The organism is Caulobacter hibisci (assembly GCF_016135805.1).
Lineage (GTDB): Bacteria > Pseudomonadota > Alphaproteobacteria > Caulobacterales > Caulobacteraceae > Caulobacter > Caulobacter hibisci.
In genome coordinates this window covers 136837-149929 of sequence record NZ_JADWOX010000013.1, presented here as the reverse complement: position 1 = coordinate 149929, position 13093 = coordinate 136837, and the positions used below count along the sequence as shown (strand labels likewise).

At 70.0% G+C, this 13093-nt stretch carries 14 protein-coding genes and 1 pseudogene; 13 read left to right on the top strand and 2 right to left on the bottom strand.

From position 1 onward, the window contains the following. The 5 genes and pseudogenes from I4Q42_RS17885 to I4Q42_RS17865 form a co-directional block, all read left to right on the top strand. Positions 1 to 181 (top strand): annotated as a pseudogene (locus I4Q42_RS17885) (MFS transporter); the annotation flags it as partial. A gap of 117 nt (positions 182 to 298) precedes the next feature. Next, complete coding sequence (locus tag I4Q42_RS17880; RefSeq protein ID WP_198577447.1) at positions 299 to 1378, top strand: oxidoreductase; 1080 nt, start codon at positions 299 to 301, stop codon at positions 1376 to 1378. Further along, a complete protein-coding gene (locus I4Q42_RS17875) occupies positions 1378 to 1869 on the top strand; it encodes a heme-degrading domain-containing protein (RefSeq protein WP_198577446.1) in 492 nt (163 codons plus the stop codon). Before I4Q42_RS17880 ends, I4Q42_RS17875 begins: the two co-directional genes overlap by 1 nt. Positions 1870 to 2097: 228 nt before the next feature. After that, on the top strand, positions 2098 to 3870 hold the full coding sequence (locus I4Q42_RS17870; RefSeq protein WP_198577445.1) for a gamma-glutamyltransferase family protein: 1773 nt from the start codon (positions 2098 to 2100) through the stop codon (positions 3868 to 3870). A gap of 254 nt (positions 3871 to 4124) precedes the next feature. Next, entirely contained in the window at positions 4125 to 4697 is a 573-nt protein-coding gene (locus I4Q42_RS17865) for a hypothetical protein (RefSeq protein ID WP_198577444.1), read from the top strand. Positions 4698 to 4783: 86 nt separating this feature from the next. On the opposite strand, the gene gatA is transcribed toward I4Q42_RS17865, so the two are convergent. Both gatA and gatC read right to left on the bottom strand, forming a co-directional pair. Then, positions 4784 to 6256: an Asp-tRNA(Asn)/Glu-tRNA(Gln) amidotransferase subunit GatA gene (gene gatA, locus I4Q42_RS17860; protein WP_198577443.1), complete on the bottom strand. Its 1473-nt coding sequence runs from the start codon at positions 6254 to 6256 to the stop codon at positions 4784 to 4786. After that, entirely contained in the window at positions 6256 to 6543 is a 288-nt protein-coding gene (gatC, locus tag I4Q42_RS17855; RefSeq protein ID WP_198577442.1) for an Asp-tRNA(Asn)/Glu-tRNA(Gln) amidotransferase subunit GatC, read from the bottom strand. Before gatC ends, gatA begins: the two co-directional genes overlap by 1 nt. 160 nt (positions 6544 to 6703) lie before the next feature. Here gatC and I4Q42_RS17850 point away from each other — a divergent pair, with 160 nt between their 5' ends. The 8 genes from I4Q42_RS17850 (at position 6704) to dprA (ending at position 13070) form a co-directional block, all read left to right on the top strand. Beyond that, positions 6704 to 7201 (top strand): GNAT family N-acetyltransferase, encoded by a 498-nt coding sequence (locus tag I4Q42_RS17850; RefSeq protein WP_198577441.1) that lies wholly within the window; start codon positions 6704 to 6706, stop codon positions 7199 to 7201. A gap of 9 nt (positions 7202 to 7210) precedes the next feature. Next, positions 7211 to 7693 carry a Holliday junction resolvase RuvX gene (ruvX, locus tag I4Q42_RS17845; RefSeq protein ID WP_198577440.1) on the top strand — a complete coding sequence of 161 codons (483 nt, stop codon included), beginning with the start codon at positions 7211 to 7213 and terminating at the stop codon, positions 7691 to 7693. Between the two features lie 216 nt (positions 7694 to 7909). Continuing rightward, the gene (locus tag I4Q42_RS17840) at positions 7910 to 8905 is read left to right on the top strand and encodes an aspartate carbamoyltransferase catalytic subunit (protein ID WP_198577439.1); all 996 of its coding nucleotides are present in this window, start codon (positions 7910 to 7912) and stop codon (positions 8903 to 8905) included. Further along, positions 8902 to 10203, top strand: coding sequence for a dihydroorotase (gene pyrC, locus I4Q42_RS17835; protein ID WP_198577438.1), 1302 nt, complete (start codon positions 8902 to 8904; stop codon positions 10201 to 10203). Before I4Q42_RS17840 ends, pyrC begins: the two co-directional genes overlap by 4 nt. A 78-nt stretch (positions 10204 to 10281) precedes the next feature. Further along, entirely contained in the window at positions 10282 to 10707 is a 426-nt protein-coding gene (locus I4Q42_RS17830) for a hypothetical protein (RefSeq protein ID WP_198577437.1), read from the top strand. Between the two features lie 23 nt (positions 10708 to 10730). Continuing rightward, positions 10731 to 11219, top strand: coding sequence for a hypothetical protein (locus I4Q42_RS17825; protein ID WP_198577436.1), 489 nt, complete (start codon positions 10731 to 10733; stop codon positions 11217 to 11219). A gap of 106 nt (positions 11220 to 11325) precedes the next feature. Beyond that, on the top strand, positions 11326 to 11973 hold the full coding sequence (gene plsY, locus I4Q42_RS17820) for a glycerol-3-phosphate 1-O-acyltransferase PlsY (protein WP_198577435.1): 648 nt from the start codon (positions 11326 to 11328) through the stop codon (positions 11971 to 11973). Next, positions 11973 to 13070 carry a DNA-processing protein DprA gene (dprA, locus tag I4Q42_RS17815; RefSeq protein WP_198577434.1) on the top strand — a complete coding sequence of 366 codons (1098 nt, stop codon included), beginning with the start codon at positions 11973 to 11975 and terminating at the stop codon, positions 13068 to 13070. Before plsY ends, dprA begins: the two co-directional genes overlap by 1 nt. Positions 13071 to 13093 lie beyond the last annotated feature (23 nt).

Sequence of the window (13093 nt, the reverse complement as noted above, 5' to 3'; positions counted from 1 at the left end):
GGTCGGCATCGGCGGCATGCTCGGCGCCCTGGGCGGCATGGTGTTCTCCAAGTACATCGGCCAGGTCCTCGAGACGATCGGGACCTACACCCCGATCTTCATCGTCGCCGGCAGCGCCTATCTCGTCGCCCTGCTGGTCGTGCACCTGCTCGCCCCGAAGATGGAGCCCGTGAAGATCTGATCTTCGCAACCTGACTGAAATCGAGCCCCCGGACGCAACCGCGCCGGGGGCTTTTTTATGGGGATTTTGAGCTTCGGCGCCGTGACCTCGCCGTGATCGCGGCCTAAGCTGGAAGCCATGACAACGTTGTCTCCCGCGCTCGACAAGACCGCCACCGCCCCGCTCAATGTCGCCCTCGTCGGCTACGGCTATGTCGGCAAGACCTTTCACGCCCCGCTGATCACCACGACGCCGGGCCTGGTGTTGCACACCGTGGTTTCCAGCGACCCGGCCAAGGTGGTGGCCGACCATCCCGAGGCCAAGGTCGTGGCCGAGCTCGACGAGGCCCTGGCGGATCCGCAGATCGACCTCGTCGTCATCGCCACCCCCAACGACCTGCACGCCCCGCAGGGCCAGGCCGCCCTGGCCGCCGGCAAGCACCTGGTGGTCGACAAGCCGTTCGCCGTCACGCTGGACGAGGCTCGCGCCCTGGTCGCCTCGGCCGAGACCCATGATCGTCTGCTGTCGGTATTTCACAACCGCCGCTGGGACGCCGACTTTCTGACCTTGAAGGGCCTGATCGCCGATGGCGCCTTGGGCGAGGTCGTGCAGTACGAAAGCCATTTCGACCGCTTCCGCCCGGTGGTCCGCGACCGCTGGCGCGAGCGGGCCGGCCCAGGAGCTGGCGCCTGGTTCGACCTTGGCCCGCACCTGCTGGACCAGGCCCTGCAGCTGTTTGGCCAGCCCCTGGCGGTCTCCGCCGACATCGGCGTCCAGCGCGAGGGCGCGGGGGCCGACGACTATTTCCACGTCGTGCTGCGCTATGACGCCCTGCGGGTGATCCTGCACGGCAGCCTGCTGACCGCGGCCGCGGACCTGCGCCTGGCCGTGCACGGGACCCAGGGCAGCTTCGTCAAGCAGGGCCTCGACGCCCAGGAGGACGCCCTGAAGCGCGGCCTCACCCCGGCCGACGAGGGCTTCGGCGTCGATCCTCGCCCCGGAACCCTGACCCGCGCCGACGGCGACGTGCTGACCAGCGCGACGGTGGCCGGCGCGCGCGGCGACTACGCGGCCTATTATGCCGGGATCCGCGACGCCATCCTGACCGGCGCGGCCAATCCCGTACCGGCCCGCGAGGCGCTGCTGGTCATGGAGCTGCTGGACCTGGCCGCCCGCTCGGCCGCCGAGCGCCGCGAACTGCCGGTCGAGGCCGCCTGATGAGCCATCAGGACGACATCGCCCGCATCGCCGCCCAGGAGGCAGCGCTGGTGTTCGAACGCTTCGACCTCGACACCGCCTGGGCCCTGGGGGCTGGCCTGCGCGACGCGGCCCTGGCCCGCAAGGCGCCGCTGGCGATCGACGTGTCGCTGCGGGACCGGGCGCTGTTCCACGCCGCCCTGCCCGGCTCGACCGGTGAGAACGCCGACTGGCTGCGCCGCAAACGCAACACCGTGTTGCACTTCTCCAAGAGCTCCTACGGCGTGGGCCTGGCCCTGGCGGCCAAGGGCGAGACCCTGGAAGCCAAGCACGGCCTGCCGACCCGCGACTACGCCAGCCACGGCGGCGGCTTTCCGCTGCTGGTGCGAGGCCTCGGCTGCATCGGCGCGGTGACCGTCTCGGGCCTGCCTCAGCGCCAGGACCACGTGCTGGTCGTCGAGGCCCTGGCGCTGATGCTGGGCAAGGAGCTGGACGATCTGGCGTTGGGCTGACAGCCCATAAAAGGAAGTCATCGCCGCTTCATGCGGGCGACCCAAGCTGAGCCAGCCATCTCCTGACACGCCGCTTGGGTCGCCCGGACAAGCCGGGCGATGACTTCTGATAGATATGACCTCGGCGGCGCACGCTCTTTCCACCGCCACCCACTTTTCCCGCAACGCCTAGCCTCCCTTCCCTGCCGCCCCTAGAAACGGAGTCGCCGTTTTCGTGGGGACCTCGACATGCGCCGCCGCACCTTCTTCGCCGCCTTGCCGGCCGCCGCCTTCGCCGGCCAGGCCTATGCGCAGTCGCAGATCCTCCCTGGCGCCAATCCGAACCTGAAACGGCCCGACGTGCATGGCGGCGACCGCGTCGCCGGGGCCAATTTCGCTTCGCGCTCGGCGGCCTGGGGCATCCATGGCGCGGCGGCGACGGCCCATCCGCTGGCCACCCAGGCGGCGATCGCGGTGCTCAAGAAGGGCGGCTCGGCGGCCGACGCGGCCATCGCCGCCAACGCCATGCTCGGCCTGTGCGAGCCGATTGCCTGCGGCATCGGCGGCGATTGCTATGTGCTGCTCTGGGACCCGAAGACCCGCAAGGTGGTGGGCCTCAACGGCTCGGGCCGCTCGCCCAAGGGGCTGTCGCTGGAGACGGTGCGCAGCCGCGCCAAGGACGGCAAGATTCCCAGCTGGGGCGCGGTCAGCGTCAGCGTGCCCGGCGCCGTCGACGCCTGGCGGGCGCTGCACGAGCGCTATGGCAAGCTGAAGTGGGCCGAGCTGTTCGAGCCGGCCATCGCCACGGCCGAGGAAGGCCACCCGGTCACCCAGAACGTCGCCTATTACCTGGCCGGCAGCCATCGCCGCTTCACCAATCCCGCCTCGGGCATCGAGGAGGTCGAGAACTTCAAGAAAGTCTGGGCGCCGACCGGCAAGACCCCTGTCGAAGGCGAGATCTTCAAGAACCCGGCCCTGGCCCGAACCTATCGCCTGATCGCCCAGGGCGGCGGCCGGGCCTTCTACGAAGGCGAGATCGCCACGACGATCGAGGCCTATTTCAAGCGCATCGGCGGCTGGATGACCAAGGCCGACCTCGCCGCCAACCGCGCCGTCTGGACCAGCGTCCACACCACCGGCTATCGCGGCGTCGATGTCCATGCCCTGGCCGACAATACCCAGGGGCTGGCCACCCTGCAGATGCTGAGCATCCTCGAGCAGTTCGACGTGGCCGGCATGGGCTTCCAGTCGGCCCAGGCGATCCACCACGCCGTCGAGGCCAAGCGCCTGGCCTATGAGGATCGCGCGCGCTTCTACGCCGACCAGGACTTCTACAAGTCGCCGATCGACTGGCTGATCTCCAAGGACTACGCCAAGGAGCGCGCCAAGCTGATCCGTCCGGACAAGATCTGGACGCCGTCGTTTGCAGGGACCGCGCCGAGCAAGGGCGACACCACCTATTTCACCACCGCCGACAAGGACGGGATGATGGTGTCGATCATCCAGTCGAACTATCGCGGCATGGGGTCTGGCCTGTCGCCCGACGGCCTGGGCTTCATGTTCCAGGACCGGGGCGAGTTGTTCGCCCTGACCGACGGCCATCCCAACATCTACGCCCCCGGCAAGCGGCCCTTCCAGACGATCATCCCGGGCTTTGCGACCCGAAAGGGCGAGCCGTGGCTGAGCTTCGGGGTCATGGGCGGCGACATGCAGCCCCAAGGGCAGACCCAGATCATCAGCAACATGGTCGACTTCGGCCTGGGCGTGCAGGAGGCCGGCGACGCCCCGCGCTGGCACCACGGCGGCTCGCCCGAGCCGACGGGGATCGCGGCCGAGGACGTCACGGCGCTCGACCTGGAGAGCGGCGTGCCGCTTGAGACCCGCAAGGCGCTCGAAGCCATCGGCTGGAAACTGAAGACCGACGCCGGCGGCTATGGCGGCTACCAGGCCATCGAGCGCTGGCCGGGGCGTTATGCGGCGGCGACGGAGATGCGCAAGGACGGGGTGGCGCTGGGGTATTGATGCTCCTTCTCCCCTTGCGGGAGAAGGTGTCATCCAAAGGATGACGGATGAGGGGTCGCGCGGACGGTTCTGAGAGACCCCTCACCCGACCTCCCGCCGGGAGGCCACCCTCTCCCGCAAGGGGAGAGGGAAGTTTAAGCGCCACAGCAATTAAGACCCGAATCCGGCAGAAACAGAACCATTCCGCGACAGACGGAACCGCGTTCGACACCTCCCGTTACTTATCCCGACAAGGATAGCTGAGGAGGATCCAAATGCCTGCCTTGAATCTCGATGGTCCTGAACCCGCGATCGCCGTCAACAGCGATGGTTCGGCCCTGTTTCCGCAAGCGCCCGTCTATGCGCGCACCTCGACCCGCTCGAAGAAGTCTTCCAGCAACCTGCCGCTGCTGATCGGCGTGCCGGTTCTGGCCGTCGCCATCGGCGGACTGGCCTGGGGCTTGATGAGCCAGCCGGCCCAGACTCCGGAAAGCGGCGAGAGCCTGAAGGTCGCCGAGGCCGCGCCGGTCACGACGCCCGCCCCGGCGCCGACCCCGGCCGTCATGCCCGAACCGGCCGCCGCCACGCCGGCCCCGGCGCCGGTCGCCCGCACGGAAGTCGCCCGCGCCGAGCCGCGTCCGGCCGCCCGCCGCGCCGCCGCTCGTCCGGCGCCCAGCGCGCCCTCGGCTGAAGAGGCCTCGACCAATGTGAGCGCCACGGTTCCTGCCCCCGCGCCCGCGCCGGCCGCTCCGGTGGCGATCGTCGCCGAACCGGCCCCGCTGGCCATCCCCGCGCCGGCGGCTCCCGCCGCGCCGGTTGCCCCCGCGACGCCGGACACGCCCCAGTAAGGGCTTGGCCAGTAACGGCCTAGAATGACGAAGGGCGGCTCCATCGCTGGAGCCGCCCTTTTTCTTTGGGTCCAGCCGAGGCTAGCTCACCACCACTTGTCGGCCTTGGCCGTGAAGCCGGCGGCCTTTTCGATGGCGCCGGCCACCGAGAACACCGTGCCTTCGTCCAGCGGCTTGCCGATGATCTGCAGACCCAGCGGCAGGCCGTTGGCGTCGAGGCCGGCCGGCAGGGACAGACCCGGCAGGCCCGCCAGGTTGGTGGTCACCGTGAAGACGTCGTTCAGGTACATGGCGATCGGATCGTTGCTGTTTTCACCCAGGCCGAACGCCGCCGAGGGCGCGGTCGGGGTGAGGATGGCGTCGACCTTGGTCCAGGCGTTGTCGAAGTCCTCGGCGATGCGACGGCGCACCTTCAGGGCCTTCAGGTAGTAGGCGTCGTAATAGCCGGCCGAGAGCACGTAGGTGCCGATCAGGATGCGGCGCTTGACCTCGTCGCCGAAGCCCGAGGCGCGGGTGTTCTCATAGATCTCGGTCAGGTTGGCGCCGTCCTCGCGCAGGCCAAAGCGCATGCCGTCGTAGCGGGCCAGATTCGACGAGGCTTCGGCCGGCGCCACGATGTAGTAGGCCGGCAGGGCGTACTTGGTGTGCGGCAGGCTGATCTCGACGATCTCGCAGCCGGCCTCCTTCAGCCAGGCGACGCCGTCGTCCCACAGCTTCTGGATCTCGGCCGGCATGCCGTCGACGCGGTATTCCTTCGGCACGCCGATCCGCAGGCCCTTGACCGACTTGCCGACGAACTGGGTGAAGTCAGGAACGGCGATGTCGAGGCTGGTGGAGTCCTTGGGATCGTGGCCCGACATCGAGTTCAGCAGCAGGGCCGCGTCCTCGACGGTCTTGGCGATCGGGCCGGCCTGGTCCAGCGAGCTGGCGAAGGCGACGACGCCCCAGCGCGAGCAGCGGCCGTAGGTCGGCTTGATGCCGACGGTGCCGGTGAAGGCGGCCGGCTGGCGGATCGAGCCGCCGGTGTCGGTGGCGGTGGCGCCCAGGCAGAGATCAGCGGCGACCGCCGCGGCGCTGCCGCCCGAGCTGCCGCCCGGGGTCAGGGCCTTGTTGCTGTTCTTGCCGCGCCAGGGATTGGTGACCGGGCCGAAATAGGAGGTCTCGTTCGACGAGCCCATGGCGAACTGGTCGAGGTTCAGCTTGCCCAGCATCACCGCGCCGTCGCGCCACAGGTTCGACGTCACCGTCGACTCGTAGCCCGGGACGAAGTTTTCCAGGATCTTCGAGCAGGCCGTGGTGCGCACGCCCTTGGTGCAGAACAGGTCCTTGACACCCAGTGGCGCGCCGTCAAGCACGCCGGCCTCGCCCTTGGCGCGGCGCGCGTCCGAAGCGGCGGCCATCTCCAGCGCCTTTTCCGGCGTCTCGAGAATGTAGGCGTTGAGGCCGCGAGCGGCTTCGACGGCGTCGATATGGGCCTGGGTCAGTTCGACCGAGGTGAAGTCCTTGGCGGCCAGGCCGTCTAGGGCGCCCTTCAAGGTGAGTTTGGTGAGCGCGCTCATTATTCGACCACCTTGGGCACGACGAAGAAGTTGCCGACGGTCTTGGGCGCGTTGCCGGTGACCACTTCGGGCTCGCCGCCCATGGTGACGACGTCCTCACGCAGCGGCAGGCCGGCGGCCACGACGCTGGTCAGCGGCTCGACGCCGTCGGTGTCGACCTCGGCCAGCTGCTCGATCCAGGTCATGATCCCGTTGAGCTCGCTGGCCAGGGCCTCGATGCGCTCTTCGGGTTCGGCGATGCGGGCGAGCCGGGCGACCTTGCGGACGGTCGCGGCGTCGATGGCCATGGGGCCTTCTCCAAACAGTAGTGTTGGTCGTCGGAAATTTCCGACTTTCGAGGGGTGGGTTACCCGCCTAGCCTCGTCTTTGACAAGCCCGCCCTCCCCTTCGCTAGGCCTTTTCGCACAGCGGCGGCAAGATCGGCGGCCAGAACGCGCCGGAACCGCCATGACCATCGCTTCCTTCGCTCCCGAGCACGCCCAAGCGGTGGGCGCGCTGATCGTCTCGATCCAGCGCGAGGAGTTCGGCCTGCCAATCACCCTGGCGGACCAGCCGGACCTCGCCGACATTCCCGGCTTCTACCAGGCCTACGGCGGCTTCTGGGTGGCGGAGGAAGACGGCGCGGTCGTCGGCAGCATCGGCCTGAGGCGGTTCGCCCCGAAGGACGGCGCGCTGCGCAAGATGTTCGTGGACAAGGCTTTCCGGGGTCGCGACCTCGGCGTGGCGGCAGGCTTAGTGGAGACGTTGCTGGCCTTCGCCCGCACCGAGGGGTTCGAACGGATCTGGCTGGGCACCACCACCGCCTTCCAGGCGGCCCATCGCTTCTATGACAAGCAGGGCTTCACCCGCGTCACGGCCGACGACCTGCCGCCCGGCTTCCCGCGCATGGCCCTGGACACCATCTTCTATCGGCTGGACCTCGCTTCGGAGCCCACGAAAGCGTAGAAGCCGCCCATGCCCGTTCTCGACATCGAACAATTCACCGCCGCCATCCCCGACTACAAGCCGATCATCGGCCTGGATCCGGGCGAAAAGACCATCGGCGTGGCCGTGTCGGACGTCACCCTGACGGTCGCCAGCCCGCTGACCGTGATCCACAAGGCCAAGTTCACCCAGGACGCCGAGGCGCTGTTCGACATCATCGACTACCGCAAGGTGGCCGGGATCGTCATCGGCCTGCCGGTCAACATGGACGGCACCGAAGGGGTGCGCTGCCAGTCCAACCGGGCGCTCGCCCGCAACCTGCTGCGCCTGCGCCCCGACCTGACCATCACCTTCTGGGACGAGCGCCTGTCGACGGCGGCGGTGACCCGCGTGCTGATCGACGAGCACGACGTCAACCGCAAGCGCCGCGGCGAGGTCGTCGACAAGATGGCCGCCGGCTGGATCCTGCAGGGCGCGCTGGAACGGATGCGGGGGATCCGGGGGGAAGTCTAACTTTCCCTTCTCCCCCTGCGGGAGAAGGTGTCGGCGCAGCCGACGGATGAGGGGTCTCTCAGAATTCCAACGCCCCGCCCGGCCTGACCGCTTCCGAGCGGACAGCGCCTTCAACCCCTCACCCGACCTCGCGCAGCGAGGCCACCCTCTCCCGCAAGGGGAGAGGGACCAGACTGTCCTTCCCTTCCCCGCCAAAGCCGCCTATGACGCGGGCTCATGACGGCTTCAGCCCATGACCCGAGCGCGGCGATCGAAACGATCCGCAAGCGCCTCTTTTCGTTCCCCAAGCGGCACTTCCTTTCGGCGGGCGATCTCAACGCCCCCCAGGCGGCCGACCTGCTGGATCTGGCCGACGCCTTCGTGGCGTTGAGCCGGCAGACGTCCAAGTCCCTCGACATCCTCAAGGGGCGGACGCTGATGAACCTGTTCTTCGAGAACAGCACCCGCACCCAGAGCTCGTTCGAGCTGGCCGGCAAGCGGCTGGGCGCCGACGTCGTCAACATGAATCCCAAGACCTCGTCGGTGGCCAAGGGCGAGACCCTGATCGACACGGCGGTCACGCTGAACGCCATGCGGCCCGACCTGCTGGTCGTGCGCCACGCCTCGTCGGGTGCGGCGTCCCTGCTCAGCCAGAAGGTCAGCGGCAGCGTCGTCAACGCCGGCGACGGCCAGCACGAGCACCCGACCCAGGCCCTGTTGGACGCCCTGTCGATCCGCCGCGCCTTCGGCCGGGTCTCGGGCCTGACCGTGGCCATCTGCGGCGACGTGCTGCACAGCCGCGTGGCGCGCTCCAACGTCGCCCTGCTGCAGATCCTGGGCGCCAGCGTGCGCCTGGTCGGCCCGCCCACCCTGATGCCGGCCCAGGCCGAGCGCTGGGGCGTGACCGTGCACCACGACATGAAGTCGGGCCTGGCCGGCGTCGACGTGGTGATGATGCTGCGCCTGCAGCTGGAGCGGATGCAGGGCGGCTTCGTGCCCTCGACCCGCGAATACTTCCGCTTCTACGGCCTGGACCGCGAGAAGCTGGCCCGCGCCGCGCCGGGGGCCAAGGTCATGCACCCGGGGCCGATGAACCGGGGCGTGGAGATCGACAGCGACGTCGCCGACGACCCCGCCGTCAGCCTGATCCAGGACCAGGTCGAGATGGGCGTCGCCGCCCGGATGGCCGTGCTCGCCTCCCTCGCCCACCGCTTCGAGGAGGAAGGCCGATGACCGCCGCCCAGCCGCTCGCCTTCGTCAACGCCCGCCTCGTCGATCCCGAAAGCGGCTATGACGGCCCCGGCGGGGTCATCGTCTCCGAAGGCGTCATCGCCGACGTGGCCAAGGGCCGCGAGTTCGGCAAGCTGACCAAGGGCGTCCGCGTCGTCGACTGCGGCGGAGCCATGCTGGCGCCGGGGCTGATCGACCTGCGGGTCAAGACCGGCGAGCCGGGGGCCGAGACCAAGGAAACCCTGGCCAGCGCCGCCCGCGCCGCCGCCGCCGGCGGCGTCACCAGCTTCGTCGTCCAGCCCGACACCGACCCGGCGGTCGATGATCCCAGCACGGTCGACTTCCTGCTCCGCCGGGCGCGCGACATCGACAGCGCCCGCATCCTCTGCGCCGGGGCGGCCACCAAGGGCCTCAGGGGCGAGGAGATGGCCGAGATCGGCCTGATGCGCGAGGCCGGCTGCGTCTATGTCACCGACGCCGACCGGCCGATCGCCGACAGCAAGGTCATGCAGCGCCTGCTGACCTATGCGAAGGGCTTCGACACCATCCTGGCCCACCGCCCGCTCGACCCGTGGCTGGCCAAGGGCGGCGCGGCGCACGGCGGCGAGTTCGCCGCCCGCATGGGCCTGCCGTCGATCTCGCCGATGGCCGAGCGGATCATGCTGGAGCGCGACGTCGCCCTGCTGGAGGCCACCGGCGGCCGCCTGCTGGTCGACCAGGTCACCAGCGCCCAGGCGCTGGAGACGCTCGGTCGCGCCAAGGCCAGGGGCCTGCGCATCCACGCCAGCGTGTCGATCAACCACCTGTGCTTCAACGAGCTGGACATCGGCGACTACCGCACCTTCGCCAAGCTGACCCCGCCCCTGCGCGGCGAGGACGACCGCCAGGCCCTGATCGAGGCCCTGGCCGACGGCCTGATCGACGTCGTCGTCAGCGCCCACGCCCCGGCTCCCGCCGAAGACAAGCGCCTGCCGTTCGACCAGGCCGCGCCTGGCGCCGTGGGCCTGGAAACGCTGCTGCCGGCGCTGCTGGGCCTCTATCACGACGAGCGCCTGCCGCTGATCGACCTGATCCGCGCGGTGACCCTGTCGCCGGCCAGCTTGCTGGGCCTGCAGACCGGCCGCATCGCGCCGGGGGCTCCGGCCGACCTGGTGCTGTGCGATCTCGACGCCCCGATCATCGTCGACGCCGCCAAGCTGCTGTCCAAGTCGAAGAACTCGCCGTTCGACGGCCGCCGCTTGCAAGGCCAGGTGCTGATGACGGTGGTGGATGGCCGCGTAGTGCACCGCGCGGAGGGCTGAGCCCCTCCGGCGGTTGATCTATCGCGATTGACAGCACGCCCAGGCTGCAATTTCATCGCCTTCAAACAGGAGGCGATTATGGACGATCGACGGGCGTTCTTGCGGACCTGGCTGATCTTCACGCTGGCCGGCCCGACCGTCCACATGACGCTGTGGTGCGCCTTCTATCTGGCGGTCGTCTCTACCTGGCGCGACGTCGCGCCGCCGGGCTACGGCTGGACCAGCCTGACGGCCCAATCGCCCGCACTGGTGTTGGCCTGGCTCTGGCAAGCCGGCCCGGCCAGCCTGACCGGCCTCGTCGCCGCCGGGATGGCGCCGCGCCTTTCGCGCCTGCCATGGCTGGTCGCGAGCGCCCTCGTCGGCGGCGGCTTCAGCGCGGTGTTCGCGCTGCTGGCCATGAGGTTCGACGGCATTGCGCAAGCGGCTCTGCTGGGGGCGCTGAGCGCGGCCATCGTGGGCAGCATCGCGCTTTGCGCCGTTCCGCGCGCGGCCCGGCCGGCTTGAGCCCGGATGGAGCCGGTGTCGCCATGACCGCGCAAGCGGAGATGTCGGCAGGAAGCGCGAAACGGCCCCTGGCCCATGCCCTGCTCTGGTTCCCCCTCGGCTGGGCGCTGACCGCGTTCGTGCTGCTGTGGGTCTGCACATGGGCCTACACGATCCGGACCGAGCGCATGCTGATCCGGATGGCGGACGTAGGCTACGTGATCTGGACATCGCCCTTCGGCCTGCTCAGCTTCCCCTGGGCGGCGCCGCCGCTTTTCCTGGCCGCCCTTCCCCTGGGGCTGGTGTCGTGGCGGGTAAGCGAGGCGCGCGGCGCCCTTCTCTACCTCCTGGCCGTGACGGCCGCCGGCGCCGCGACGGGCAGCCTCGCCTTCGCCGTCGACTGGCTGGCGCCGGACGAACCCCGCCCTCTGGCCGCCGGCCTGTTCGCCGGGATCGGCGGCGTCGCCGCCCTGATCTGCGCGATACGAACCCGCTGGCCGCCGCAGCGCCGCGACGCGCCGATCGCCGTCTAGCCTCACGCCCGCTTCGCCGGGAGCCAGAAGCGCTGTAAGAGGCGCAGAACGGGCTTGCCTCTCTCGGCAAGCTTGGCCATGGTTCGCTCGCGCAAAGGTAGCATTCTTGGAAAGCCTCGCCCCCGCCGTCTATCTGACCCTCGCGATCGCCGTGATCGGGGGCTACCTGCTGGGCTCGATCCCGTTCGGCATGATCGCCACCCGCCTGGGCGGCGCCGGCGACATCCGCAAGATCGGCTCGGGCAACATCGGCGCGACCAACGTGCTGCGCTCGGGCCGCAAGGACCTGGCGGCCATCACCCTGCTGGGCGACGGCGGCAAGGGCGCGGTCGCCGTGGGCCTGGCCCACTGGCTGAGCCACGGCAATCCGGCCGTCGTCGCCCTGGCCGGCGGCGCGGCCTTCGCCGGCCACATCTTCCCCGTCTGGCTGAAGTTCAACGGCGGCAAGGGCGTGGCCACCTTCTACGGCGTGCTGCTGGCCGCCGCCTGGCCCGTGGGCCTGCTGGCCGCGGCGACCTGGCTGGCCATGGCCGCCCTGTTCCGCATCAGCTCGCTGGCCGCCCTGACCGCCGCCGCCCTGGCCGCGCCCTTCGCCCTGGCCACCGACCGCCCCTATCCAATCCTGGCCCTGTGCCTGTTCATGGCCGTGCTGATCTACATCCGCCACAAGGACAACATCCGCCGGCTGCTCAAGGGCGAGGAGCCCCGGATCGGCAAGAAGAAGACGGCCGAGACGCCGCCTCCGGAAGCCTGATGACGCGGGGCCTCTCGGACAAGGAACGCCTGGCCTGGCTTCGCCTGGCGCGCACCGAGACGGTCGGCCCCGTCGCCTTCGACCACCTTCTTCAGCGCTTCGGCTCGCCCGAGCGGGCGCTGATCGCCCTGCCCGACCTAGCCCGTCGGGCGGGCCGCGCGGCCCCGCTGCGGCCGCCGCCGGAAGACGAGATCCTGCGCGAACTGGACGATGGCGACCGGCTCGGCGCTCGCCTGATCTGCGCCTGCGAGCCTGATTTCCCGCACCGCCTGGCCAGCCTGGATCCGCCGCCGCCGGTGATCTGGGCGCTGGGCCACTACGAACTCCTGCCCCAGCCGAGCATCGCCATCGTCGGCGCCCGCATCGCCTCGGCCGCCGGCCAGCGCTTCGCCCGCCAACTGGCGGCGGAGCTCGGCCAGCACGGCCATGTCGTGGTCTCGGGCCTGGCGCGCGGCGTCGACGGCGCGGCGCACGAGGGCTCGTTGTCGACCGGCACGATCGCCGTCCTGGGCGGCGGGATCGCCGACATCTATCCGCCCGAGCACGCGGGCCTGCACGCCCGCATCGCCGAGGCCGGCTGCATCGTTTCCGAGAGCGCGCCCCTGCGCCGGGCCCAGGCCAAAGACTTTCCCCGCCGCAACCGCATCATCTCGGGCCTGTCGCTGGGCGTCGTGGTGGTCGAGGCCGAGCTGAAGTCCGGCTCGCTAATCACCGCCCGCCTGGCCGCCGAGCAGGGCCGCGACGTCTTCGCCGTGCCGGGCTCGCCGCTGGATCCGCGCGCCAAGGGCCCCAACGACCTGATCCGCCAGGGCGCGATCCTGTGCGAGGGTGTCGAGGACGTGCTGCGTTCGCTGTCGGCCTCGCCCTCGATGCGCGAACGCGAGCGGACCTGGGATCCGGACCCGGCCGCCGACGACCTCGACCACGACGCCCTGCGCGAACGCCTGGCCGCCCTGCTCTCGCCCACCCCGGTCTCGCGCGACGAACTGGTGCGGGCCGTAAAAGCGCCGACTTCAGCGGTGATGGCTGCCCTTGTGGAGCTGGCCCTGGCCGAGCGGGCGGATCTTCTGCCGGGCGGACTGGTGTCGAGCGCCTGACGGCGTGCATGGGGGCGTGGGCT

Coding starts and splice junctions, on each gene's coding strand:
- gatA (WP_198577443.1), bottom strand. CDS start 6,256: ATGAGCGCGCTCACCAAACTCACCTTGAAGGGCGCCCTAGACGGCCTG.
- I4Q42_RS17865 (WP_198577444.1), top strand. CDS start 4,125: ATGCCTGCCTTGAATCTCGATGGTCCTGAACCCGCGATCGCCGTCAAC.
- dprA (WP_198577434.1), top strand. CDS start 11,973: ATGACGCGGGGCCTCTCGGACAAGGAACGCCTGGCCTGGCTTCGCCTG.
- I4Q42_RS17875 (WP_198577446.1), top strand. CDS start 1,378: ATGAGCCATCAGGACGACATCGCCCGCATCGCCGCCCAGGAGGCAGCG.
- gatC (WP_198577442.1), bottom strand. CDS start 6,543: ATGGCCATCGACGCCGCGACCGTCCGCAAGGTCGCCCGGCTCGCCCGC.
- I4Q42_RS17840 (WP_198577439.1), top strand. CDS start 7,910: ATGACGGCTTCAGCCCATGACCCGAGCGCGGCGATCGAAACGATCCGC.
- I4Q42_RS17850 (WP_198577441.1), top strand. CDS start 6,704: ATGACCATCGCTTCCTTCGCTCCCGAGCACGCCCAAGCGGTGGGCGCG.
- I4Q42_RS17825 (WP_198577436.1), top strand. CDS start 10,731: ATGACCGCGCAAGCGGAGATGTCGGCAGGAAGCGCGAAACGGCCCCTG.
- ruvX (WP_198577440.1), top strand. CDS start 7,211: ATGCCCGTTCTCGACATCGAACAATTCACCGCCGCCATCCCCGACTAC.
- I4Q42_RS17880 (WP_198577447.1), top strand. CDS start 299: ATGACAACGTTGTCTCCCGCGCTCGACAAGACCGCCACCGCCCCGCTC.
- I4Q42_RS17870 (WP_198577445.1), top strand. CDS start 2,098: ATGCGCCGCCGCACCTTCTTCGCCGCCTTGCCGGCCGCCGCCTTCGCC.
- pyrC (WP_198577438.1), top strand. CDS start 8,902: ATGACCGCCGCCCAGCCGCTCGCCTTCGTCAACGCCCGCCTCGTCGAT.
- I4Q42_RS17830 (WP_198577437.1), top strand. CDS start 10,282: ATGGACGATCGACGGGCGTTCTTGCGGACCTGGCTGATCTTCACGCTG.